This window comes from Streptomyces sp. NPDC047085, assembly GCF_040643735.1.
Lineage (GTDB): Bacteria > Actinomycetota > Actinomycetes > Streptomycetales > Streptomycetaceae > Streptomyces.
Map to the genome: position 1 here is coordinate 23,506 of NZ_JBEYUW010000001.1, position 22,905 is coordinate 46,410.

At 73.0% G+C, this 22,905-nt stretch carries 20 protein-coding genes and 1 pseudogene; 2 read left to right on the forward strand and 19 right to left on the reverse strand.

Translation table 11 applies throughout. The features are described from left to right. Window positions 1-7 precede the first annotated feature (7 nt). The 5 genes from ABZ865_RS00060 to ABZ865_RS00080 all read right to left on the reverse strand — a co-directional run bounded on the left by ABZ865_RS00060 (window position 8) and on the right by ABZ865_RS00080 (window position 6,649). On the reverse strand, window positions 8-529 hold the full coding sequence (locus tag ABZ865_RS00060; RefSeq protein WP_361221782.1) for a Pycsar system effector family protein: 522 nt from the start codon (window positions 527-529) through the stop codon (window positions 8-10). Beyond that, complete coding sequence (locus ABZ865_RS00065; protein ID WP_361221784.1) at window positions 526-1,818, reverse strand: hypothetical protein; 1,293 nt, start codon at window positions 1,816-1,818, stop codon at window positions 526-528. The genes ABZ865_RS00060 and ABZ865_RS00065 overlap by 4 nt, the downstream gene beginning before the upstream one ends. Then, on the reverse strand, window positions 1,815-4,622 hold the full coding sequence (locus tag ABZ865_RS00070; protein WP_361221786.1) for a hypothetical protein: 2,808 nt from the start codon (window positions 4,620-4,622) through the stop codon (window positions 1,815-1,817). The genes ABZ865_RS00065 and ABZ865_RS00070 overlap by 4 nt, the downstream gene beginning before the upstream one ends. Continuing rightward, window positions 4,619-5,662, reverse strand: coding sequence for a hypothetical protein (locus ABZ865_RS00075; RefSeq protein WP_361221788.1), 1,044 nt, complete (start codon window positions 5,660-5,662; stop codon window positions 4,619-4,621). Before ABZ865_RS00075 ends, ABZ865_RS00070 begins: the two co-directional genes overlap by 4 nt. 249 nt (window positions 5,663-5,911) lie before the next feature. Next, entirely contained in the window at window positions 5,912-6,649 is a 738-nt protein-coding gene (locus ABZ865_RS00080) for a Crp/Fnr family transcriptional regulator (protein WP_361221790.1), read from the reverse strand. Between the two features lie 189 nt (window positions 6,650-6,838). On the opposite strand from ABZ865_RS00080, the gene ABZ865_RS00085 reads away from it, so the two are divergent. Next, complete coding sequence (locus tag ABZ865_RS00085; RefSeq protein ID WP_361224415.1) at window positions 6,839-7,069, forward strand: hypothetical protein; 231 nt, start codon at window positions 6,839-6,841, stop codon at window positions 7,067-7,069. Window positions 7,070-7,178: 109 nt separating this feature from the next. On the opposite strand, the pseudogene ABZ865_RS00090 reads toward ABZ865_RS00085, so the two are convergent. Further along, window positions 7,179-7,697 (reverse strand): annotated as a pseudogene (locus ABZ865_RS00090) (SDR family NAD(P)-dependent oxidoreductase); the annotation flags it as partial. Window positions 7,698-7,719: 22 nt separating this feature from the next. On the opposite strand from ABZ865_RS00090, the gene ABZ865_RS00095 reads away from it, so the two are divergent. Further along, a complete protein-coding gene (locus tag ABZ865_RS00095; protein ID WP_361221792.1) occupies window positions 7,720-8,430 on the forward strand; it encodes a phosphatase PAP2 family protein in 711 nt (236 codons plus the stop codon). Window positions 8,431-8,482: 52 nt separating this feature from the next. Here the strand turns inward: ABZ865_RS00095 and ABZ865_RS00100 are convergent, their stop codons facing one another. From ABZ865_RS00100 to ABZ865_RS00160, 13 genes are read right to left on the reverse strand one after another with little or no spacing between them, the layout of a single operon-like run. Next, on the reverse strand, window positions 8,483-9,835 hold the full coding sequence (locus ABZ865_RS00100; protein WP_361221794.1) for a glutamate-1-semialdehyde 2,1-aminomutase: 1,353 nt from the start codon (window positions 9,833-9,835) through the stop codon (window positions 8,483-8,485). Between the two features lie 9 nt (window positions 9,836-9,844). Next, window positions 9,845-10,396, reverse strand: a complete 552-nt coding sequence (rfbC, locus tag ABZ865_RS00105; protein ID WP_361221796.1) for a dTDP-4-dehydrorhamnose 3,5-epimerase — start codon at window positions 10,394-10,396, stop codon at window positions 9,845-9,847. Next, on the reverse strand, window positions 10,393-11,619 hold the full coding sequence (locus tag ABZ865_RS00110) for a polysaccharide pyruvyl transferase family protein (RefSeq protein ID WP_361221798.1): 1,227 nt from the start codon (window positions 11,617-11,619) through the stop codon (window positions 10,393-10,395). Before ABZ865_RS00110 ends, rfbC begins: the two co-directional genes overlap by 4 nt. Beyond that, window positions 11,616-12,563 carry a glycosyltransferase family 2 protein gene (locus ABZ865_RS00115; protein WP_361221800.1) on the reverse strand — a complete coding sequence of 316 codons (948 nt, stop codon included), beginning with the start codon at window positions 12,561-12,563 and terminating at the stop codon, window positions 11,616-11,618. Before ABZ865_RS00115 ends, ABZ865_RS00110 begins: the two co-directional genes overlap by 4 nt. After that, on the reverse strand, window positions 12,560-13,858 hold the full coding sequence (locus tag ABZ865_RS00120; protein ID WP_361221802.1) for a hypothetical protein: 1,299 nt from the start codon (window positions 13,856-13,858) through the stop codon (window positions 12,560-12,562). The genes ABZ865_RS00115 and ABZ865_RS00120 overlap by 4 nt, the downstream gene beginning before the upstream one ends. A gap of 5 nt (window positions 13,859-13,863) precedes the next feature. Then, a complete protein-coding gene (locus ABZ865_RS00125) occupies window positions 13,864-15,147 on the reverse strand; it encodes a DUF4910 domain-containing protein (RefSeq protein WP_361221804.1) in 1,284 nt (427 codons plus the stop codon). Continuing rightward, window positions 15,135-16,160, reverse strand: a complete 1,026-nt coding sequence (locus ABZ865_RS00130) for an SDR family oxidoreductase (protein WP_361221806.1) — start codon at window positions 16,158-16,160, stop codon at window positions 15,135-15,137. The genes ABZ865_RS00125 and ABZ865_RS00130 overlap by 13 nt, the downstream gene beginning before the upstream one ends. A gap of 3 nt (window positions 16,161-16,163) precedes the next feature. Next, window positions 16,164-16,811, reverse strand: a complete 648-nt coding sequence (locus ABZ865_RS00135) for a PIG-L deacetylase family protein (protein ID WP_361221808.1) — start codon at window positions 16,809-16,811, stop codon at window positions 16,164-16,166. Then, window positions 16,808-17,617 carry a glucose-1-phosphate cytidylyltransferase gene (locus tag ABZ865_RS00140; protein WP_361221810.1) on the reverse strand — a complete coding sequence of 270 codons (810 nt, stop codon included), beginning with the start codon at window positions 17,615-17,617 and terminating at the stop codon, window positions 16,808-16,810. The genes ABZ865_RS00135 and ABZ865_RS00140 overlap by 4 nt, the downstream gene beginning before the upstream one ends. Further along, the gene (locus ABZ865_RS00145; RefSeq protein WP_361221812.1) at window positions 17,614-18,849 is read right to left on the reverse strand and encodes a class I SAM-dependent methyltransferase; all 1,236 of its coding nucleotides are present in this window, start codon (window positions 18,847-18,849) and stop codon (window positions 17,614-17,616) included. Before ABZ865_RS00145 ends, ABZ865_RS00140 begins: the two co-directional genes overlap by 4 nt. Next, complete coding sequence (locus ABZ865_RS00150; protein WP_361221814.1) at window positions 18,850-20,070, reverse strand: glycosyltransferase; 1,221 nt, start codon at window positions 20,068-20,070, stop codon at window positions 18,850-18,852. Window positions 20,071-20,072: 2 nt separating this feature from the next. Then, window positions 20,073-21,353: an O-antigen ligase domain-containing protein gene (locus ABZ865_RS00155; RefSeq protein WP_361221816.1), complete on the reverse strand. Its 1,281-nt coding sequence runs from the start codon at window positions 21,351-21,353 to the stop codon at window positions 20,073-20,075. 1 nt (window position 21,354) lies between these two features. Then, window positions 21,355-22,896 carry a right-handed parallel beta-helix repeat-containing protein gene (locus tag ABZ865_RS00160; protein WP_361221818.1) on the reverse strand — a complete coding sequence of 514 codons (1,542 nt, stop codon included), beginning with the start codon at window positions 22,894-22,896 and terminating at the stop codon, window positions 21,355-21,357. Window positions 22,897-22,905 lie beyond the last annotated feature (9 nt).

A 22,905-nucleotide genomic window follows, 5' to 3' on the forward strand; every position in this document is an offset into this window, starting at 1 on the left:
GCCGGGATCAGCCGAGCAGCAGCCCGGCCGTCGCCGACAGCGCCCCCGCTACCAGCCAGACCGCTCCCCAGCGGATGCACCGGTACTTCCGCATGAGGATGTGGCTGTGGTCCACGGCCTGGGTCAGCAGCCAGGCCGTGACGTCCTCGCCCGCTCTGCCGACCGCCTCGGCCACGCCGCCCGCCCCGGCCGCCGTGTGCACCGCGACGACGTCGGCGAAGAAGGTGATGCCGGGCCCCACCCGCTCAGTTCCGCCGTGCGGCAGCACCGCCCGAACGAGTGAAACGGACCCCGCCAGCCACATCAGCAGCCCCGCCCCGACCAGCACCAGCCACAGCACGGAGGGCCGGTCCGGCGGGCGCTGCCCCACCCCGACCACCAGGGGCGGCACACCCAGGGTCACCGACAGCAGCACCGACGCCTTGACGTCCGCACGCCCGGTGTCCTCACGGACCGTGGCGAGCAGCCGCTCGGCGACGTACCGCGCCTCCGGGACGGCGGTCGCCGGCGCGCCCTGTGCGGCCGTCACCGTCCGCCGCCCCGGCCGCCCGGGTCCCCGTCCGACGGGCCGCCCCAGATGTCGTCGTCCTCGTCGACCCAGTTACGGGACCCCGCCCCGGACCCGGACCCCGCCCCGGACTCCGCGCGCCCGGCATCCGTGGAGGAGGATCCGCCGTACGTGTGCTCATAGCCGTGGCCGTCGATGTGTGCGGACGTGCCGTAGCCGTCCCGCGCCGCCGACGGACCGGTCTCGTACTCGACGGCCTCCCGCGGCTCGCCCCACCAGTCGTCCTCCTCCTGGCGCGGCGCCCCGGCGGTCCGCGCCGTCCCGCGCTCCGGGGCGTCGTACGCGTCCGTGTCCCCGGCCGCCGGGGTGTCCGGCCAGTCCTGCCGGGCGGCTCCGGTCGCGGCGGCCGGGGCGACGGGCGCGGGCGGCAGCGCGGCACGGGGTTCGAGCGCCGGAAGCGAGTGCCCCGCCGCCTGGCCGGGAAGCACCATCCGGCGGATGTACGCGTCCAGTTCAGGGGTGTTGACCCGCCCCTCGTGCGCCATCCGGACCAGGAACTCGCGGTTGGCGCGCTGCTCCTCGGCCTGGCTCTCCATCATCATTTTGACCAGCCGGTCGACCTCGCCGGTGCTGCCGGATGCCATCAGATAGGCGTACTTCTCCGCGTCGGTGCCGTGCGCGATCGCCGCGAACCCCCGGAAGCGGGTGGTCACCCGCTGGGCCTCCGCCTCGTCCTTGCGGGTCTGGCTGACGAAGCCGATCTGCGTGCGGTCGGTGCCGACCTCGACGAACACCTTGGTGCGCAGCCCCACCTCCTGCCCGAGGTCGGCCCAGCGGCCCGCCTCGATGTCCAGCCGTACGGCCTGGTTGGCCTCGTGCGCCTGGTCCACGGAGTACCGGGTGGTGATGCCCTGGAGCCGGTCCACGATCTCGGGGCCGAGGTCGTCCTCGACGCTGAACAGGCGCTTCTCCACGACCAGTCGGTAGTCAATGACCTCCCAGCGCAGTTTCACCCGGGTCTCGAAGAAGGTCGCCGAGCCGTGCGCGGGCAGCTTCAGCGCGAACGAGGTCGTGTGCCGCCCGCAGGCGACCTCGCAGACACTGGTCGGCCGGGACCACCGGCTGAGCCGGTCGCGGTGGTCGGCGCCCCGCGCGGTGATCACGCTGTGCCCACCGTCCTGGTAGTAGAGCACGGAGGCCACCTGGGCGCCCCAGTGCTTGAACCCCCGTCCTTGCACGATCCGTTCGCGCAGGAACGGCCCGGCGAGGTTCTCCGGGATCACCAGTTCCTCTTCCCGTCCCGCCGTCACCTCTGCTCCTCCCCCCGGCCGCCCTGGCCGCGTCCCGTCGCCGCCATCGCGGCCACCACATGGCGGGCGAAGGGGGCGGTCATCGGTTCCTCAGGCGCGTCCGCCATCAACCGCAGCAGCCAGCGCAGCCGTTCGGCGTCCCGACGGTCGCGGATCATCCGGGGCAGTAGCCACAGCAGCGCCTGGAGCATCTCCCCGCGCCGGTCGGCCGTGCCGTCGGCCGGCTCCTCCCCGGCCGCCTGCTCGAACACATAGGTGCGGCCGGTCCGTCCGGGCACCACGGCGTCCGCCTCGGCGGCCCGCAGCCAGGTCGCCAGGCCCTCCGTCGCGCTCTCGTGCGACAGCCGGTTCGCCAGCGACCGCCACAGCAGGTCCGCCAGCGGCTCGGCCGCGCTCTCCACCGCTACGGCCACCGCCAGCGCGAGCGGCCAGTGCGCCCGCCGGGCCAGCTCCGCGTCGGTCACCTCGACGGACGCGCGCGGCACCGGCGGTCGTTCGTCCTGTCCGGTCCGGGCGCGCGGCCCGGCACCGCCCGGCTGCCCCGGCACCCGGCCCCCGAGCCGCACCCCGCCCGGCCCCCACACCCGGCTGACGGATGCCGGGACGGACGTGGCGGCGTCCGCAGAAGGCGCGCCGGGGCCGTCGCTCTCCTCCGCCTGCCACATGTCGTCGGTCCGCGCGCAGAACAGCCGTACGGCACAGAGCATCGCCAGGTTCAGCTGCTCGGCGGAGCCGTTCTCGGACCACTCGCGCAGCACGGTGGCCGCCTCCCCGGCCCGGCTGCCGGCCACCAGCCGGGTCGCGCCGTACGAGGCGACGAGCGCCTGGGCGCCCTCGTCCCGGCCGCCGATGTCGCACAGCAGCTCCATGGCCTGCCGGGTGTCGTCCACGATCCGGCCGGAGCCGAGGGCCAGCGCCGCCGTCCAGCGCAGCGCCGGCACCGGGGCGTCCGCCCAGTCCGCGACCACGCCCCGCACCGCCGACCGGTACGGCTCGCGGCCGGCGGCCTGGGCCAACGCGGTCGCGGCGAAGAAGCGGCGCCGGGTGTCCTTGGCCACCGACAGCGGCCGGATCAGCTCCGAGAAGCCGTACCCGAGGTCGGCGGTGGCGAGTTCGCCCGCCACCACGGCGGCGCGCACCCACACCTGCGGTCGGGGGTCGCCCGCCAGATCGCGCAGCCAGCGTGCCACCGGACCGCGGGCCGCGTGATGCCGGTGCCAGACCTCGGCCAGCACCGAGCCCGCCAGCGCCGTGCCCCGGTAGGCGACCGTGCGGACCGGCACGGGTACCCCGCCCACCGACTCCTCCTCGCCGGTGCGCACCTCGGCTCGGCAGGCGGCGAGCAGCCCCTCCAGGTCCTCCGCGAACACCGGCCGCCCGTGCGCCCGTCCCGGCATTCGTACGGCGAGGATCTGCTGGGCGAGAAGTTCGGCGGCGTCGGCCACCGAGCTGACCGCCTCCCCGTCCAGCACCGCGAGCGCGATCCGGAACGAGGCCTCCCGTACCCGTGACGCGGTGGTGTCCACCGGCCCGGCCGCCCTGGCCCGATCGGGCTCGGGCGCCGGGGGCAGCGGGTCGGCCGCCCCGGTGAACCACTCGCGGGCCTGCCGGCGCGCGATCTGGTCGCAGGCGTCCAGGAGTTCGTCCCGGCCCAGCTCGCCCCGCACATGTCGGGCCACCCGTTCCGCGACCAGCTCGGTCTCGGAAGGCCGCAGCGCCTCCGGGAGGATGCCGAGCGCGTCCAGGAACAGCGGGTGCTTGAGGATCTGTTCGCCCCGGCCCAGCGCGTCCGGGTCCGGGCAGTCCGCCAGGTGTCGTACGAGCTGCCACTCCAGGAGTTCCCCGGCGGGCGCCGGCGGGCAAGCGAGCCCGTAGCGCCCTCCCAGCAGATGCCCGGCGGGCGAGGAGGGGGAGACGACCAGCACCGCGTACGACCCCTTCGCGGCGAACCGCGCGGCGAGCGCGTCCAGGTGCAGCTCCTGCGGTGCGATGAAGTCCCCTGCACTGTCGGGGAGTTGGACCAGTAGCCCGCCGCCGTCCAGCACACCGTCCGCCACCGCGTCCGGGTCTGCGGAGAGCAGCCCCAGGTCGGACGGGGCGAGCCGGGTGACCCGGCCCCGGGTGAGGACTCCGGTGCCCGTCCGGCCGTCGGGCTCCGCCGCCTCGGGGACGGGCTTCCCAGCGCCGGACGCCGTGTCGCGTACGGCGGTGGTGACCTCGTCCAACAGGCAGAGCCCGGTGGTGAGGCGACCCGTGCCGGGCGGGCCGCCCAGCACCAGCACCCGGCGCCCGCGCAGTACCCGCTTCAGCGTGGGGTAGCCCGTCGGGGCCCGGTAGACCTGGCGCAGCCGGTCCAACTCGTCCTCGGGCACGTCCCCGAAGACCGGCGCCGCCGTGTCCCGGGCGCCGACGTACACATCGCCGAAGTGCGCGCGGTCGAAGCTGGTCCGGTCGAAGACGCTGCTGTTGCCCCGGATGTCGAACCGGGCCTGCGCGGCCCGCTGGACCCGGGCCGCCGCGCGTGCCTCGCCGGGCACCCCCGAGTCGGCCAGCGGGTCCCGGGTCGCCTCCCGGAAACGCTCCTCCTGACGGTCCCGCCGCTCCGCCTCGTCCGCCCGGTCCCGGTCGCCGTCCGGCCCCGCCTCCCCGTCGGCGTCCCTGCCGGAACCCTGGCCGGGCCGCCGTTCGCCGTCCTGCCACGCCGGTTCGTCCCCAGCCTGCCACTGGTCCGGTCCGGGGGACGCGCCCCCGGCAACACCGGCTCCGGAGCCCTCGGAGCCCCCGTGCTCGCCGTCGCCGCTCAACGTGACCCTCCGGTAAGGCCGTTGCCGTCCCCCGCGCGCCGGGCGCAGTTCGGGGCGTTGCGGTCGCCGGCCCGTCGGCCGCCGTCGGGCGTGGTGCCGTCCGTCGCCCCCCGGCCTCCGAGCGCCCTGTTGCCGCCGGTCGGCCAGTCCCCCTGGGCCGCGCCCGCGCTGCCTCCGAAGTGGACCGGTCCCTGGAAGGTCGCGCGGTCCTGGACGACGCTGGTGCCGCCCTCCACCTTGATGTCCCAGTGGGCACCGGAACCGGTGTCCACCGGCCACGCCTCCGTCCCGGGCGCCCGGAGATCCCCGTCGGCGGTGGGCCGGCCGGCCGGGGCCGGGGCGGCGTGCCCCGGGTCCCTCCCCGGTGAGCGGCCCTCCGCCTCGGCTCCCGTGGACGCGCCACCCCCGTTCTCCCCCGAAGGCGCGTCCACGGGAGGCGTGTCGAATCCTTCGTCACCCGGCACCCGGGGCCGGGCCTCGCCCGGCACGTGGAACCACGCGGTGACCGGGCCCTCTTTCAGCGCAACCCGGGCCGGACGGTACGCGGAGGGCTCCACGAACCGGCCACCGTGTCGGACCACTTCGTGGTGCAGCGAGTCGGAGACCACGAGGACCAGATCGCGCCCCGAGCGCTCCAGCACCGTCCGCGTCACCGGTGAGTCCGCCAGCCGACAGGCCAGGTCCATCGCATGGCCCGACAGCCCCTCCTCGTCGTGTTCCACCGGACCCACGTGCAGTCCGACGCGCAGCCCGAGCCGGCGTGCCAGGTCTTCGTTCCCCGCCCGCTGCCGCTGGTGCATCTCTGCCAGCCAGGTGCCGAGCAGCCGGACCGGCGGGATGCGCGCGTCCACGGCGGCGATGAACCCGTCCCCTCGGTCCTCCAGGTGCAGCATGGACTTCGCCACGCCCGCCGCCACGAAGGACGCGTGGGCCAGGTCGTAGATCCGTGCGCGCATCCGTCGCTTCGCGCCGTCGAGGTAGCTGCCCGATCCCCGGGTGTCCACGCTCATCAAGGTCTTGTAGACGGCTCCGTCAGCCATCTGCCCACCCCCCTGTCGTGCAGTGACTGACCGTCAGCATGGCGGCTCAGGCTGGCCCGCGATGTGGTCGTTTACACATCCGGTGGCGGCACATGGATCGCGCGCCCAAAACGCGCGCCTCGCACGCTGCGCCGTTCTGCGCCCCGCACTTCAACACAACCTCGCACAGCCCTTGACCGATGCGTGTTCAAAGGGTCTTGGGCAGAGGTATCCGCTGAGGGGAGTGGGACTGACGGTCGTACAAGCCGCTCAGGGAGCCGGGAACCCGATGTTCCCGCCGGCCGCCAAGAGGCGCAGCGCGTCGTGGTCGATCAGCTCGATGCGGCGGGGCCGGGTCCGGACGACACCAGCGGCCCGCAGCAGCCGCAGCGACTTGGCGACCGCCTCGCGGGTGGCGCCCACGGCGTCCGCGAGATCGTGCTGGGCGAACTGCGCAAGCACCGGGAACTCGTCCCCGGGCCCGCCCGTGTCCCGCGTGCCCGCCTGACCGGAGGCCGCCCGCTGGAGTTCCCCGAGTTCCAGCAGTCGCCCAGCCACCCGCTGAATGACGGTCAGGGAGGCGAGCGTGCGCCGCTCCTCGTCGGCGGTGCGCAGCCGGGAGACGAGCTGGGCCATGAGCAGCGCCGACACCTCCGGGTCGCGCCCGGCGAACGCGCGGAACCGGGCGCCGGGCACCACCAGGGTACGTACCGGACCGAGCGCGGTGACGGAGGCGCTGCGCGCGATCCCGCCCAACGCGGCCATTTCGCCCACGAGTTCACCACGCCGGCGCAGCGCCAGGATCAGCCGGGCCGAGGACCGGTCGGTGGCCGTGGACACCACGGCCCACCCCTCCAACAGCACCAGCACATGGCTGCTGTCGTCCTGCTCCCGCAGTAGATGCTCGTCCGCCCGGAACGTCCGCTCGACACTGATCCGGAACAGATCCTTCCGTGCTCCGGCGCTGAGGACATCGAGAAACGTGCGGTCCTGCACCACCAGAGCCATGAATCCGTCGCTTCCGGCAGAGGCCGGAAAGGTCCGGCCGAGGGGCCCGGGAAAGAATGAAGCGGATGGGCCTGCCACTGTACCCACGCCCCCGCCCGGAAGAGCCGTCCCGGCGGACACCGCCGTGACCGGTCCGTGCGCCGGCGGCGGTACCGGGGCCGCCGGACACCGCCCGGCCCGGCCTCACCCGTGCGCGTCACAACGCCGGCCCCCCGGCGCGCCACCCCGGCGACCGCGTCCGTCCGGTGCAGGGCGGGCGGCGCGGGAGGTCCCCGTACGCCGACGTACGCCGAACACAGGATCTACGGCACCCAGGCACCCGCACGGGACGGGTCCACCGTACTGGGCGGACACCGCGCCACGGGTCAGCTCCTCGACGTGGCCCTCGCCCATGCCCTTGGCGCGGGACTGACCACCTGACAGTGACCCAGCACATCGCCGGTCCAGTGGCGCCTTCCCTTCCGCGCGGTCCGTGGGAGTGCGGGCAGGGCATACCCGTAGTCGCGACCGTGTTGACGGCGGCCGCCTCCGGGGAGTGCAGGACGCCGGCGTTGTGGATGACGGTGTCGAAGCGGCCGAACGCGGCGGCCTGCCGGGCGACGCCACGGATCTCGTTCGGCTCGGCGAGGTCCCCGGTGACCACCACCCCCTTCCACCGGCCGGAGCCCTCCACCTCGGTGAGACGGGCCTTGTTGCGGACGTGGACGACCACCTCGTGCCCCTCGCCGGCCAAGGCGTGCGCGGTGTCGCGCCCGAGCCCGGTGGACGCTCCGGTCACCAGAATCAATGCCATGTCGACCATCATCCGATGGTCCCCGCCGGACCGTCTCACCCTGACCTCGACCTGAGCACGGGGACCTTCCGGCGGCGGTTTGCCGCGATCGCATTGTTGGTTAGGGTGGCACGCGGGGACTGATTCCGATGCTCTTGGCCAACGCGAGGGATCGGCTTGCACGTTGGGGGTTGTACAGGCTGATGGCTCCGCACGCGCACGAGGGACTGGGCACCGAGAGCAGGCTGCGTCACCGATCACGGCAAGGCACCGCATGTCGACCGGATGCGGTGGGCGTGTGACCGGGCGGTCGGCGCCCGGGGTGCTGCCTCCGTCGTTGCGCGGGTGGCTCGGGGTGATTGCGGTTCTCGCCGCGCTGGTGGTCGTCGTGCTCGGGGTTCTGTACGCCGGCCACGGCGAGCCTGGCAGGGTGGACAGGTGGATCATCCAGCCGACGGCGGACAGTGTGCGGCCGCCGTGGCGGCACGTCGCTCTGGCCTTGGACTTCCTGGGGGAGCCCGCCGGATCGGCGATGCTGGTCGGGGCCGTCGTGACGGGCTGCCTGGTGCTTCGGAGTCCTCGGGGGGCGGTGCTCGTCGTGGCCGGCGCCGGCACGGCCGTGGGGACGGCGACGCTGCTCAAGCACCTGGTGGGACGGACCATCCACGGCGACGGCAACCTGTCGTATCCGAGCGGGCACACCGCCTTCTTCACCGCGCTCGCCCTCGTGGCGGCGCTGCTCGTGACCGGCCGGCTCGGCCTCGGCAGGACGGCCGGCACGTCACTCGTGCTCGCCGCCGCGCTGCTCGCGGGCGCCGCCATGGGCTGGGCGCAGGTCGCCCTGGGCGCGCACTACCCGACCGACGTCCTCGGCGGCTGGTGCACCGCGCTGGCGGTGATACCGGCGACCGCGTGGCTGGTCGACCGCATGGCCGACCGGAGGGTCGGCAGGACGGATGACCGGCCGGCCGAGCGGATGGCCGACGCCGGTCGGCCGGAAGGGCGCTGACGTCACGTCACCTCACGTCAGGTGACGTGCGCCGCGTTACTTCACTTCCCCGTCACGCCAAGCGGCGGAAGACGGGTTTCACCGGGCGTCCGGCCAGCCAGGGGGTGGGGTCACCGGCGTCCAGCGCCTTGCGGTACACCGCGCATGCCTGCGCCACCACGTCGACGGTGTGGTCGATGTCGGCGTCGTCGAGCGCGCTGCTCACCACGAACGACGGCGCCAGCACCCCGCCCGCGAGGAGCCGGCGCAGGAACAGGGTGCGGTATTGCTGCGACGGCTGCCGGTTCTCGTCGAGGGTGGCGAAGACCAGGTTGCTGGCCCGGCCCCGGACGACGATGTGGTCGCCGACGCCCATGGCGGCCGCGGCCTCGCGGACTCCGGCGGCCAGCCGCTCGCCGAGGGCGTGCAGGCGTGCCGTGACGCCCTCTTCGACGTACGTCGTGAGCACGGCCATCGCGGCTGCCAGGGAGTGCGTCTCCGCACCGTGCGTGGTGGACAGCAGGAACACCCGGTCGCCGGAGTGGCGCAGCCCGCCCCGCTCCATCAGCTCGCGGCGCCCGGCCAGCGCGGAGACGGCGAACCCGTTGCCCAGCGCCTTGCCGAACGTGGAGAGGTCGGGGACGACGCCGTACAGGCCCTGGGCGCCCGCCTCGGACCAGCGGAAGCCGGTGATCATCTCGTCGAAGATCAGGACGCAGCCGTGCCGGTCGGCCAGCTCGCGCAGCCCGGCGAGGTACCCGGGCGGCGGCTCGGTGTGGGTGGCGGGTTCGAGGATCAGGCAGGCGATCTCGTTCCGGTGGCGGTCGAGCAGTTCCTCCGTGGCGGCCAGGTCCCCGTACGGGAACGCCACGGTGAGGTCGGTGGTCGCCGCCGGAATGCCCGCGGACATCGGCGTGGTGCCGATGAACCAGTCGTCGACGGAGAAGAACGGATGGTCGGCGCAGATGGCCACCCGCGGGCGCCCGGTGGCGGCGCGGGCGAGGCGCACCGCGGCGGTGGTGGCGTCGGAGCCGTTCTTCGCGAACTTCACCATCTCGGCGGTCGGCACCGTGGCCAGGAAGCGTTCGGCGGCCTCGACCTCCACGATGGACGGCCGGACGAAGTTGCTGCCGCGGTCGAGTTCCCGCCGCACCGCCTCGATCACGCGTGGGTGGGTGTGGCCGAGGCTGACCGACCGCAGGCCGGAGCCGTACTCGATGTAGCGGTTGCCGTCGACGTCCCACACATGGGCACCGTGGCCGTGGCTGATGACCGGGGCCAGGTTCTCGGGGTACTGGTCGTCGCCCTTGGCGTAGGTGTGCGCGCCCCCGGGGATCAGGGCGTGCAGCCGCTCGTTCGCCGTCCGCGACCGGGGCAGGAGGAGCTCGCCGGTGTCTCCGGTGTCTTCGGTGCCTTCGGTGTGCACGCGGCCACCTCAACTTTCTCTGTGCTTCAGGACCTCGGCGAGGCTCGGCGCCTCCCGGTCCCGCTGGGACATCGATGTGACCGGCAGCGGCCAGGGAATGGCGAGCTCCGGGTCGTCGTGCGCGATCGTCACGTCCTCGGCCGGATCGTGCGGACGGTCGATCCGGTACGAGGTGTCGGCGGTCTCGGTCAGCGCCTGGAAGCCGTGCGCGCACCCCGCCGGGATGTACAGGGTCGCCTGCGTCTCGTCGGACAGCTCGAAGAAGGCCCAGCCCAGGTAGGTCGGCGAGTCCGTCCGCAGGTCCACGACGACGTCGAAGATCCTCCCGTACGAGCACCGCACCAGCTTGGCCTCGCCGGCGCCGGAACGCAGGTGCAGGCCGCGCAGCACGCCCCGGGCCGAGCGGGACAGACTGTCCTGGACGAAGGCGTCCGGGTCGAGGCCCACCGAGCGGACCACGTCGGCGTCGAAGGTGCGGCAGAAGAAGCCGCGTTCGTCCGCGTACGGCGTCGGCTCGAAAAGGAATGCACCGGAGATCGACGGGACTTCGGTCGCTTTCATGGAGCCTCCCGGTACGCATGGGCCTGGGCGTGGTCGGCCGCGGGGAACAGGGCCGCGGTCAACGCGTTGAACTGGTGCTCGAGTTGCCGGGCGGCGGCCAGGTTCCGCTCGGTGAGGATCCGCCGCAGCTCGGCCGACCGCTTCTCCAGCGCCCGGAACTGTTCGAGCAGCCGGTCGGCGTCGACCTCCCGCGCCGGATGGCAGTACGCGGCGAGCCCCATCCGGTCCATGAGCGCGTCGCTCTTCGCCGCATAGCTGAGGGCGAGCACCGGCGTACCGGTCTTCAGCGCGCAGATCAGGTTGTGGTAGCGGACCGCGACCACGGTGTCGGCGGCCGCCATCTCCTTCATCAGGTCGGCCAGTGAGGCCGGTTCGGCCGCCGTGACCAGTGGTGAGTCCACCGCGTCGAGGATCGCGTCGACCACCGCCACATCGCACTGGTCGCCGGTGAGCAGCCGGACCGGCCTGCCGTCCTCGACCAGGGCGCGGACGAACCGGATCGTCCCGTCGAGGTAGCGCCGGTGGATCTCCTCGGCCCGGGCGCGGTCGTCGTTGCCGCCGTGGAAGTCCATGACACCGACGCAGACCGTGCCCGGCGGGCCCGAGGGCGCGCTCGCCGGCGGCGTCGGCAGGGAGAACGCGAGGTCCGGGTAGACCTCGTCGCGCGTGGTGTCCACGCCCATCGCCCGCATCGCGTCGCGGGACTGGGCGTCCCGGTACGACCGGTACGCGGCCAGCCGCGCCGACCAGCGCACCAGGGCCCGGGTGGGCCGGTTGCGGATCTCGGCCGCGCCGACGCTGACCAGCGCGACCCGGGTGCCGAACAGCCGGCCGCTCGCGCAGAGCAGGAACAGCGAGTACGGGAAGCCCCACGGCCGCAGCGGCAGCGTGGCCTCCAGGACGCCCATGCCGGGCACGATCACCACGTCGTGCCGGCGCACCCAGGCGGCGGTGCGGAAGACGTCGACGAGTTTGCCCAGACCCTTCGCCGCTACCGCGCCCGCACGTGATGCGGTCCGGTACTCGGCGCGGTTCCAGTGCAGCCGGGTGGCGGGGATGCCGAACCGGGCCGTGACGGCCTCGGGTCCGCCGCACAGGGCGTCCACGCCCGCCTCCGGGTGCTCGGCGCGCAGGTATCCGAGCACGGCCTCCAGCGAGCCGTCGTTGCCGAGGTTGCCCGAGCCGAGCAGGCCGAACACCCCCACACGTGTCGTCGCTTTCACGCCCGCCTCCCCTCACGGCCCGCGACGAGGGCGTCGACGGAGACGGTGAGCTTGGCCGGGTCGACCGGGGCGCGGTCCTCGACCCGCTCGCCGGCACCCGGCCGGACCCGGCTGGTCATCCACGCGGCCAGATGGCGGTGGCAGGCACGCCGGTCGGCCGCGGACAACGGCGCCCGCCGGACCGCCGAGGCGAAGCCCCAGACGTACTCGGCGAGCAGCCGGGGTGTCGGGTGCAGCAGGCCGGCCCGGCGCGGGTCCAGGTTGACGCACCGGGCGCGCTTGGAAGGGTTCGCCCGCTCGGCGCGGGTGGGGTGGTCGCGGCGGAAGTACAGCAGTTCCGGCACCTGGTGGAAGCGCCCGTGCAGGGTGATCTCGGCGACGAACGTGCGGTCCGCGTGGTGGTAGCTGTCCATCGGTCTCACCCGGCGCAGCATGTCGGCCCGCATCACCCCGTAGAAGTCGTCGCCGCCCGGCTCGAACAGCAGACTCCGGAAGCGCTCCGGCGCGTGCGGCGAGCCGGTGGCGAGCGTGTACTCGTAGGGGACCTTCACCTGGCCGTCACCGTCGATGACCGCCTGGTCGGCGTGCGCGAGGATCACGTCCGGCCGCTCGTCCAGCGCCTCGACGCAGCGCCGCAGCAGGTCGCGGGCGTACAGGTCGTCGTGCGAGGCCCACTTGAACAGCTCTCCGCGGCACTCGGTGAACACGTAGTTGTGGTTCGGCGTGGCGCCGACGTTCCGGGGCAGTCTGATGTACCGGATGCGTGAGTCCTGAGCCGCGTACTTGCGGCAGATGTCCTGGGTCCCGTCGGTCGAGGCGTTGTCGGAGATGACCAGCTCGAAGTCCTCGTACGTCTGGCCGAGCAGGGCGTCGAGCGACTCGGCCAGGTACTCCTCGCCGTTGTACACGGGCAGGCCGATGCTCAGCCTCGGTTGGGCGGTCATGAAGTCCTCACTTCGGGGATGGGGTTCTGGCGGTGCTCGCGCAGGGCGGACCGCAGCTGCAGCCACCACACGGCCGAGCCGCTGACGGTCGCGGCGGCGACGCCCCAGGCCGAGCCGACCGTGCCGGCGACGGCCGCCCCGCCGAGCCCGCCGCCGACGTAACCGGCGGAGGCGAACAGCTGACAGCGCAGGCTGCGCCGGGCCGCGCCGAGCGCGCGCAGCCCGGCCGCCGCGCCGGTGCCGAGGCCGGCGCCCGCGACGCCGAGGGTGATCGGCACGATGAGCCGTGCGGAGGAGTGCCAGACGTCGCCGAGGACGAGTTCGCCGAGCCGGTCCGGCATCAGCAGCAGCGCCGCGCCCCAGAGCAGCGCGCCGGCGGCCTGCCCGCCGCCCAGCAGGAGGCAGAACCTGCCGAGGCGGTGCGGGGCCCGCCGCAGCACGCGTGCCGCCTCCGGGACGGTGACCAGCGAAAGACCCATCAGCACGGCGAGGAACGGGCCCATCAGGAGCTCGGCGCCCCGCACCGCACCGACCGCGCCGAGTCCGACGATCGCGCCGAGCCCGTACGCCCGCAGCTGGCTCGCGCCGCTCAGGCTGACGTTCTCGACCAGGTAGCGGTAGCCGAGATCGCGCTGTTCGCGCAGCCACCCGCGAGCCTCGCCCAGCCGGGGCCGGATGCCGGACTGGACGTAGCCGTACCCGGCGGCCACCGTGGCGGACGCGCCCCAGGCGAGCACGAACGCGGCCACGCTGTCCACGCGGGCCGCCACCACCATGGCGGGGACGAGCGCGACGCCCCACACGACGTCGTTGACGAACGCCTTCCGCCCGGCGCCGGCGGCGAAGAACGAGAACCGCCAGGCGTCCTGCAGCAGCAGCCCCGGCAGCATGACGCCGAGGCAGACGAACGCGGGCCCCACCCGGCCGCCGAGAGCGAGGCCGGCCACCACGGACGCCGCTCCGAGGGCGGCACCGACGCCGAGGGCGGTGCCCGTCGACCTGGCCACCGCCCCGCGCCAGGACGCGTCCGACACCCCGCTGAAGCGCACCACGAGCGGGTCGGTGGCCAGGCCGCGGGAGACGTTGAGCACCACGCCGTAGGTCACCCAGGCCAGGCTGAACACGCCGAACGCGGTCACCCCCAGCGAGCGGGCCACGTAGATGCCCACGACGAAGTTGCTGATGCTGGAGGCCGCCTGGTCGGCCAGTCCCCAGGACAGCCGGCCGACGAGGGCCCGCTTGGCGGACCGGGCCGGCGGCGCCGTTGTCTGCGGATTCCCGCTCTCGGTGGTCATCGGCGTCATGCCTTGATCAGCCCGGCACCCCGCAGGGCGTCGGCCGCGCCGGCCACGTTGTCGAACGGCAGCCCGGACCGCTCGGCGACGTCCAGCAGACCGTGCTCGCCGTCGGAGAGGTTGAGCACCCAGAGCATGGCCATCTGGGCCTGCTTGGTGTCGCTGCGGCCGCCGAGCGCGTCGTACAGCCCGCGCCGGCTCAACTGCGGTTCGCCGTAGGGACTGAGATTGACGTACCGCCGGTTGCGGTCCAGGACGGCGAACGCCTCGCGGCAGACGGCGAGCGTGTCCGCCATCGCCTCCGGGGAGACGAAGTCCAGGTTGTCCGCCGAGGTGTGGTACTCGGGGTAGCCGGCGTACGGGGTCCGGGTGAGCGAGCCCACGCCCAGATCGAACCCGGGCGAGCAGTACTGCCGCTCGTCGTAGCCGTACGGAGTGAACTCGGCGACGCGGTGCGGGCGTTCGGAGGCGGCCAGCACGTGCCGCATCACCCGGTCGATCTCCGCGTCGCCGCGCCTGCTGCGCTTGTACGTCAGCTGCCCCGGGTCCCCGGCGCAGGCCAGCACCAGGCCGTGCTTGACCCGTTCCACCCGCTCCGCGTTGCGGGCGAGCCAGGTGATCGCCCCGATGGTGCCGGGCGCGAAGATGAACCGGTAGGTGTAGTACGGGGTCTGCTCCGCCAGCGCCCGGGCCAGGAACGTCGCCACCGCGATGCCGGCCAGGTTGTCGTTGGCCAGCGACGGGTGGCAGACGTGGCAGGAGACGATCACCTCGTCGGCGACCTGTCCCGGGACCACGTGCTCGGCGTAGGTGAGGTGGCCGTCGGCGAGGGTGGAGTCGATGCGCACCTCGTACGCGCCGTCCGGCATCGCGTCCAGGGTGTCCTGGGCCAGGCAGAACCCCCACTCGGGCTTGTAGTAGCTGGTGCGGTACGGCACCCAGGACGGGTGGTCCGGCAGGGTGTGCAGGTGCGGGCGCAGCTCGGACAGCGGCATGGTCGCCGACACCGGCACGCTGTAGCCGAGCACGTGCAGGCTGGACGCGGCGAAGTCGACGATCCGGTTCCCGGCGGCGTCTGCGATGTACGCGTCCCGGATGTTCCACTCCTGCGGCACCGTCCAGTCGAGCACCTGTGTCCCGGTCGGCACCTCGTGCACCCGCAGCGGGATGTACTCACCGACGATGTCCAGGGTGGCGCGCACACCATCGCCGGTGATGCTCCGGCAGAGCGGGTACATCCGCTCCACCAGCGCGTACATCTCGTCGCTCACCGCGGTCACCGGCGCCACCGCAGGGTGTCGTCGACGGTGCCGGCGTCGGACGCCGCGCGCAGCACGGCGAGGCGGGTGAAGCGGCGCTCGAAGTCCTCCCGGGTCAGCCCGTGTTTCCGGTAGGCGTCGGCGAGTTCGAGCGCGCCCTGCTTCACCGTCCACTCGCAGTCGAAGCCGGGGATCGCGGCGCGGAACCGGGAGAAGTCCACCCGGTACGACCGCGGGTCGGCCCCGGTCTCCCCGGTGATCACCACCTTCGCGCCGGACACCGCCTCGGCGACCTGCCCGGCGATCTCGGCGACCGTGACGTTGTTGGTCTCGCTGCCGATGTTGAACGCCTGGTCGTGCACCGCTTCCCGCGGCGCGGTCAGCGCGGCCGTGAAGGCCCGTGCGATGTCGGCGGCGTGCACCAGCGGGCGCCAGGGGGTGCCGTCGGAGAGCACCAGCACCTCGCCGGACAGCAGCGCGTGGCCCACGAGGTTGTTCAGCACGATGTCGGCGCGCAGCCGGGGCGAGTAGCCGAAGGCGGTGGCGTTGCGCATGAACACCGGGCTGAAGTCGTCGTCGGCCAGCGCGTGCAGGTCGTCCTCCACCCGCACCTTGGACTCCGCGTACGGCGTCACCGGGCGCAGCGGGGCGTCCTCGGCGACCAGGTCGTCGCCGCCGGCGGCGCCGTAGACCGAGCAGGTCGACGCGTACAGGAAGCGCCGCACCCCGGCGTCGCGGGCCAGCCGGGCCAGCCGTACGGAGGCGTGGTGGTTGATGTCGTAGGTGAGCTCCGGCGCCAGCGAGCCCAGCGGGTCGTTGGACAGCGCGGCCAGGTGGATCACGGCGTCCACCCCGGCCACGTGCTCGGCCGTGACGTCGCGCAGGTCCACGCGGTGCCCGGACGGGTCCGCGGGCGTCGGGCCGAGGACGCAGTCGGCGAACAGGCCGGCGTCGAGACCGACGACCTCGTGCCCGGCGGCCGCGAGGACCGGGGCCATCACGGTGCCCAGGTAGCCCTGGTGTCCGGTGAGCAGTACGCGCAAGGTTCAACCCCCCAGGTTGAGAGTGAGTTTGGTGACGGCGAACGCCTCGGCGTAACGGGCGTGACACTCGATGCCGCGGATCCGCGCGAGCCCGAGGAAGGCCTCCCGGTCGTACCAGGGGCGGTGCCGCTGCGAGGGGTAGTGCTCCTGCAGCAGCCGCACCTTCTGTTCGGCGGTCTCGGGCGACAGCGGCTGGTACGCCGACGGACGGCCGAGATCGCCGTCCCACTTGACGATCTCGTAGCCGAGCACGAGGTGGTCGCGGAACGCGGTGGTCATCAGCCGCGCCAGGCCCCGGTGGTCCTGGTGCGCGTCGTCGGTGCGCGGGGCCAGGATCAGATCCGGGTCGGTCCGCCCGCGCAGCTCCTCGACCGCGGCCTTGGCCTCCTCCCAGTGCGCGGGCATGCGGCCGTCCGGCAGCTTGTCCACGGTCAGCCGCAGATCGGCGCCCGGACAGAAGGCGGCGAGCGCGGCCTGCTCCTCCTGCTCCCGCTCGCTGCCACCGCCGGAGAGCACCAGCGCGTCGACGCGGATGCCCGGGTGCGCGAGGCACAGCGTCAGCAGGGTGCCGCCGGCGCCGATGGCGATGTCGTCGCAGTGCGCGCCCACCGCGACGATCCGGTCCAGGCGCCCGGCCCCGAGCCCGATCACGCGGTCCTCACCCCGGCGTTCGCCCCCGCGCCGCCCCGTTCCCACACGGCCCACGGGCGGTCGCCCCGGGCGTAGGCCTCGTCGAGCGCGGCCCGCTCCTTCACGGTGTCGGTCGGCTTCCAGAAGCCGCGGTGCTGGTGCGCCACCAGCCGCCCGCGCTTGGCCAGTTGGGCGCAGCCGTCGGCGACCAGGTCCCCGTTCTCCGGGATGTGGTCGAAGACCTCCTGGCGGAGCACGAAGTAACCGCCGTTCTCCCACAGCGGCAGTTCGCTCACCGCGGTGATGCCCCCGACCAGGCCGTCCTCGCCCAGGTCCACACAGTGGAACGAGGACTGCGGCGGCACCACCATCATCGACGCACCCGCGTCGCGCCGGGCGAAGTTCTCGATCATCTCCGGCAGCGGGGCGTCGGTGAGCACGTCGGCGTAGTTGGCGAGGAACATCTCGTCGCCGTCCAGGTGGTGCCGCACCCGGCGCAGCCGCTCCCCGATCGGTGACTCGATGCCGGTCTGTGCGAACGTGATCGTCCAGTCCGCGATGTCGGTGGACAGCAGCTCGGTCCGCCCGTTCCGCAGCACGAAGTCGTTGGACGTCGTCTCCTCGTAGTTGAGGAAGAAGTCCTTGATGTGGTGGGCCCCGTACCCGAGACACAGGATGAACTCCGTGTGCCCGAAGTGCGCGTAGTAGCGCATCACGTGCCAGATCAGCGGCCGCGGCCCGACCATCGCCATCGGCTTGGGCACGTCGTCCGCGGCGCCGCTCCGCATCCGCATCCCGTAACCGCCGCAGAACAGAACGACCTTCATCGCTTGACCTCGACAATGCTCAGTTCCGGGATGGGAAAGACCAGCCGGCCGCCCCACTCGTGCACGAAGGACAGCTGCTCGACCAGCTCGGCCCGCAGGTTCCACGGGAGGACGAGGACGTAGTCCGGCCGGTCGGCGGCGATCCGCTCGGGCGGCAGGATCGGGATGCGGGTGCCCGGGGTGAACCTGCCGTGCTTGTAGGGGTTGCGGTCGACCGTGTACGGGAGCAGGTCGGGCCGGATGCCGCAGTGGTTGAGCAGGGTGTTGCCCTTGCCCGGGGCGCCGTAGCCGACGACCGTCTCGCCGCGCTCGGCCGCCTCGATGAGGAACCGCAGCAGGTCCCGGCGCACCTTGGCCACCCGGGCGGAGAACTCGGTGTACCCGGACAGCTCCTGCAGCCCGGCGGCCTTCTCCCGGTCCAGCACGTCGGCCACCTGCTGCGTCGGCTCGCCGGCCACCTCGGCCGGCCGGGCCCACAGCCGGATGGAGCCGCCGTGCGTGGGCAGCAGCTCGACGTCCACGAGCGCGAGTCCGCCGCTGGCCAGCGCCCGGATCGCGGCGGCGACCGTGTAGTACTGGAAGTGCTCGTGGTAGATCGTGTCGTACTGGTTCTCCTCGATCAGGGTCAGCAGGTGCTGCACCTCGATGGAGACCCAGCCGTCGTCGGCGACCAGGGCGCGCAGCCCCTTGGTGAAACCGACCACGTCGGGGATGTGCGCGTACACGTTGTTGGCCACGACCAGGTCCGCCGGGCCGTGCTCGGCGCGGACCGCGGCGCCGGTCTCAGGGCTCAGGAACTCCGTGACCGTGGGCACGCCCGCGTCCCGCGCCGCGGCGCCGACGTTCACCGAGGGCTCGATGCCGAGGCAGCGGATCCCGCGGTCCACCACGTGCCTCAGCAGGTACCCGTCGTTGCTCGCGACCTCGACCACGAAGGCGTCGGAACCGAGCCCCAGCCGCGCCACGGCGTCGGTGACGAACGTGCGCGCGTGCTCCACCCAGGAGGTCGAGTACGAGGAGAAGTACGCGTACTCCGTGAACGTCTCCTCCGGCTTGATCAGCGGCGGGATCTGCGCCAGCCAGCAGTCGGTGCAGACCCGCAGGTGCAGCGGGTACGCCGGTTCCGGCTGGTCCAGTTGGTCCGCGGCGAGAAAGCTCTCGCAGGGCGGTGTCGCCCCGAGATCGACGACGCTCGCCAGCGCCGCCGAGCCGCAGAGTCGGCATCGTGTCATCTACTGCCCCCCATCGATTCCGTCCCCCATTGATGTCGACCGGCCCGCGATCGCGGAGCGGTACTCGTCGACCAGGCGCTCCAGCCCGACGGCCGGGCTGAAGTCCTGTTCGTAACGCTGTCGGGCCGCCCGGCCCATCTCCCGGCCCAGGTCCGGCTCGGCCGCGATCCGGCGTATGCAGGACGCGAGCGAGGCGGGCTCGCCCGGCCGGTGCAGCAGCCCGGTCACGCCGTCCTCGACGAGTTCGACGAAGGCGCCGTGACCGGCGGCGACGGCCGGGACCCCCGCCGCCATCGCCTCCACGACCACCAGCCCGAACGCCTCCAGCCACGTCGAGGGAGCCACCACGGCGACCGACCGTGCGACGGCCTTCCGGCTCTCCGCCGCGTCCAGCAGGCCGACGTAGCGCACGTCGTCCCGGCCCGCCGCCCAGGCGGTCACCTCCGGCTCCAGCGGCCCCGTGCCGGCGATCACGAGCGGTACGCCCGCACCGCCGCCCGCCGCGATCTCGTCCCAGGCGGCCATGAGCAGCCGCACGCCCTTGGCCTCCGCGAGCCGGCCGAGATAGAGCAGATGCTCGCCGGTGCCCGCTCGGCAGGCGCCCGGGTCGGGCACGAAGTTGTGCTTCACCGCCAGCCGCTCGGCGGGCATGCCGGCCCGCACGAGGATGTCGCGCTGCGCGGCGGAGATGCACAGGAACCGCTCCACGCCGGACCACCAGCGCCGCCGGTTGACCGACAGGCTGACCGCGAGCGGCACCGTCGCCAGCCGGGAGTTCCGGTAGCAGCCGTGCCGGACGGCGGGCAGCGGCGTGGACCCGACGCACTCGGCGCACGGCCGGCCGTCCCGCTGCAGCGTGCCGGGCGGGCAGACCTGGGTGTAGTTGTGCAGCGTGGCGACGGCGGGCACGCCGGCGTCGGCGCAGGCGGCCAGCACCGCGGGCGACAGGAGCGGGAAGACGTTGTGGATGTGCACCACGTCCGGCCGCTCGGCGCGGAGCCGGGCCCCGAGTTCCGCGCGGACCGCCGGGTTCCACGGCACCAGCAGCGGTACCGCCACCTTGCCCAGCAGGGACCGGCCGGCGATGGAGTCGCTGCGCCGCTCGAACACCTCGACCCGGTGGCCGGCCCCGCGCAGCAGTGCCACCTCCTGGTCGACGACCTTGTTCTCCCCGCTCGGCTGCGCCGAGGCGTAGTGGTTGTGCACCACGAGGACGTGCATGCTCAGGTCACCTCCGATCGGCGGGCCCAGCGCGGGATGCGTTGTCGAGGGAGTTCCGGCGCCGAGAGCCGGGGCAGTTCGGGCGTCGAGAGGACAGCGGCCTGGGCAGGTGCCGCCAGCAGCGAGGCGGCCAGCGCCAGATGCAGCAGATACGGCGAGGCGTCGCCGAGACCGGCCTCGGTGTAGGAGGCCATCGCGCAATAGCTGATCAGGAAGATCGCGCAGGCCCTCTGCAGCGACGGCGGCCGCAGCAGCGCGACGCCGCCCAGCACGACGATGATCACGGCGACAAGGGTCACGCCGATCAGGCCCTGCTCGTTGTAGACGGCCAGCCAGCTGTTGTCGATCGGCAGCCCGCCGAACGACTTGTCGCCCAGGCCCACGCCGAACAGCTGCTCGGAGGTCGAGCGGGGCGCGGCCAGCAGGGCGTCCCAGACCTTGGCCCGGCCGGTGAGGCTGGAGAAGTTCTCCTTGCTTTGTCCGCGCAGGAACCACGTCTGGAGCATGGAGGCGAACCCCACCGCGGCCACCGTGGCCAACAGCACCGCCCAGGTGAAGAAGCGGCGGGCGGCGGCGCTGGTCAGCAGGAGCGAGCCGATCGCCAGCACCAGCCCGACGAGCAGGCCGAGTGTGGCCGTGCGGGTGTGGGTCAGTGCGAGCAGGACGAGGGACGGCACGATGATGACCGCCGCGCTTTTCTTGTCGGTCCAGCGGCCCAGGAGGAGCAGCACGGTCAGCCCGATGATCACCGCGGCGTACTGTCCGATCTGCGGCGGGGTGAGCGGCCACAGCGCGCCGACCAGGCGTCCGCCGTAGAGGTCGGGCAGGGCCGCGCCCGGTGAGACGGCCAGGCCCGCGGCCACCGATCCGAGCACCGCGAAGTACATCCGGATGTGGTGCCTGACGAACGTCAGGCCGCCGTCCCACCAGCGGGTGAGCAGCCACAGGGTGCCGACGAACAGAGCCAGCCGGAAGCAGCGGAACAGCGCGCCGAACCCGGACTCCAGATTCGCGCTGGAGATCACGCTCGACACCAGCAGCAGGGTGAGCGTGAAGACGTACGCACTGGATCGGATGCGCAGCCGGAGGTTGACCGTGAGCGCCAGGGTGAACGCGGCGACCAGGGCGCCCATGGTGACCATCTGGATGAGGGAGCGGGGCAGCGGGACGATGGTCTTCGCTCCGGCGGAGCCGAGCGTGTTGAGGACCAGCAGCCCCCACACGATCCCGGTGATCCTCGGTGTGCCGGCGGGGCGCGGTTCGGCGGCGGGCAATGTGCTCATCTCAACCACCGGCCCCTCCGCGGAGGGTGCTGCCCGCGTCCTGCTGGTACGGCGCGCCCTGCCAGCCCTGGAAGTCGAGGACCTTGCTCGGGTCGTGGACGACGAAGGCCCACGGCCCGACGTAGACGTTGTCGTGCCAGCGGTTGTGCTGCTTGAGGGTGATCGCCTCGGCCACTTTCTCGCCCTTGTAGGGCGACCAGTCCGGGTAGGTGCCGTAGTTGGAGAGCACCGCCATGCGGTCGCACTTCGTCGTGCATTTGAGGACGGACTTGTCCAGCACGAAGCGGTTGTCGTGGATGTTCACCCGCTGGGTCTTCCACCGGCAGTCGGCGTACAGCGGCGCCTTGGTGATCGTCGACTTCGTGCACCGGCTGGTCTTCTTCACCAGCAGTGTGCAGTCACCGGAGGAGGTGTTGGCCGGGCTGTTGCAGAACCGGTCGGCGTTCTCCCACAAGGTGATCCCGGACCAGTTGTTCTCCAGCAGGTTGCCGTAGATCTCGATCTTGTTCGTGCGGGCTTTGACCCGTGGTTCGCCGCCGGACTCGGACAGGTAGACGGTCGCGAAGGGGAAGGTGTCGCCGTCGGCGGCTGCCTTGCGGCCCTCGACCCAGTTGTTCCGCCGGATCGTGTTGTTGCGGATGACCGCGTTGTAGCTGGTCTCGTAGATCAGCGCGGCGCTGTCGTTGGCCTCGAGCACGTTGTCCTCGATGCGGAAGTCGTTGTTGTTGGTGTCGGCCCACAACCCGGTTCCGCGGTTGTCGTGCACCCAGTTGTCGCGTATGTCGGCGCCGTCGACGGCCCAGAACTTGATGCCTCCTGTGCAGCCGCAGCCCGGCTGCCGCCGCTCCCAGTCGCCGGTGTTGTTGCCGACGATCTCGTTGCCCTCGACCACCAGGCCGCTGATACGGCCGCTGCCCTTGTAGGCGTTCATGCCGTACTGGCCGTTGGCGCGCAGGCAGTTGGCGCGGACCTGCTGGCGGGCTCCGGCCATCAGCCCGGCACCCAGGTTGTTCTGGATCGTCGCGTGCTCGATCACCCACCCGTCGGCCGAGTCGTGGTTGACCACGCCCTCGTTCTGCGGCGGGACGAAACCCTGCACGGTCAGGTAGCCGATGGTGACGCCCTGGGCGGTGCCGGAGAACGCGTACTGGTTGATCTTCCGGCCGTCGAGCACCGCGCCGGGCCCGCCGAGGTAGCGGTCCCCCTTCTTGGGGACGACCTGGGCGTAGCGGTCGGGGTCGAGCCGGTGCTTGCCCGGCCGGAGCCAGAACGTGGTGTTCGGGGGGTTGCTCTTGGTCTTCGCCGCCAGGTCACCGACCTTCGCGGGGTCGACCGTCACCGCGCCCGCCGGCGCCTTCGCCGGCCCGGCCTCGGGCTTCGCGCACACCCGGGCCACGGCCGTGGACCGCGCCCCGGACGTGGTGGGCGCAGCGATCGTCGCCTTTGCGTCGGCGGGCTGTGTGCCGTCGCAGCCGGCCAACGCCAGCAGGGCCAGCGTCAGCGGTGCCGCCGCCCACGCCCAGTGCCGCCTCTTGATCCCCACGCGCCCCTC

Coding starts and splice junctions, on each gene's coding strand:
- ABZ865_RS00075 (WP_361221788.1), bottom strand. CDS start 5,662: ATGGCTGACGGAGCCGTCTACAAGACCTTGATGAGCGTGGACACCCGG.
- ABZ865_RS00080 (WP_361221790.1), bottom strand. CDS start 6,649: ATGGCTCTGGTGGTGCAGGACCGCACGTTTCTCGATGTCCTCAGCGCC.
- rfbC (WP_361221796.1), bottom strand. CDS start 10,396: ATGAAAGCGACCGAAGTCCCGTCGATCTCCGGTGCATTCCTTTTCGAG.
- ABZ865_RS00115 (WP_361221800.1), bottom strand. CDS start 12,563: ATGACCGCCCAACCGAGGCTGAGCATCGGCCTGCCCGTGTACAACGGC.
- ABZ865_RS00120 (WP_361221802.1), bottom strand. CDS start 13,858: ATGACCACCGAGAGCGGGAATCCGCAGACAACGGCGCCGCCGGCCCGG.
- ABZ865_RS00140 (WP_361221810.1), bottom strand. CDS start 17,617: ATGAAGGTCGTTCTGTTCTGCGGCGGTTACGGGATGCGGATGCGGAGC.
- ABZ865_RS00145 (WP_361221812.1), bottom strand. CDS start 18,849: ATGACACGATGCCGACTCTGCGGCTCGGCGGCGCTGGCGAGCGTCGTC.
- ABZ865_RS00150 (WP_361221814.1), bottom strand. CDS start 20,070: ATGCACGTCCTCGTGGTGCACAACCACTACGCCTCGGCGCAGCCGAGC.
- ABZ865_RS00155 (WP_361221816.1), bottom strand. CDS start 21,353: ATGAGCACATTGCCCGCCGCCGAACCGCGCCCCGCCGGCACACCGAGG.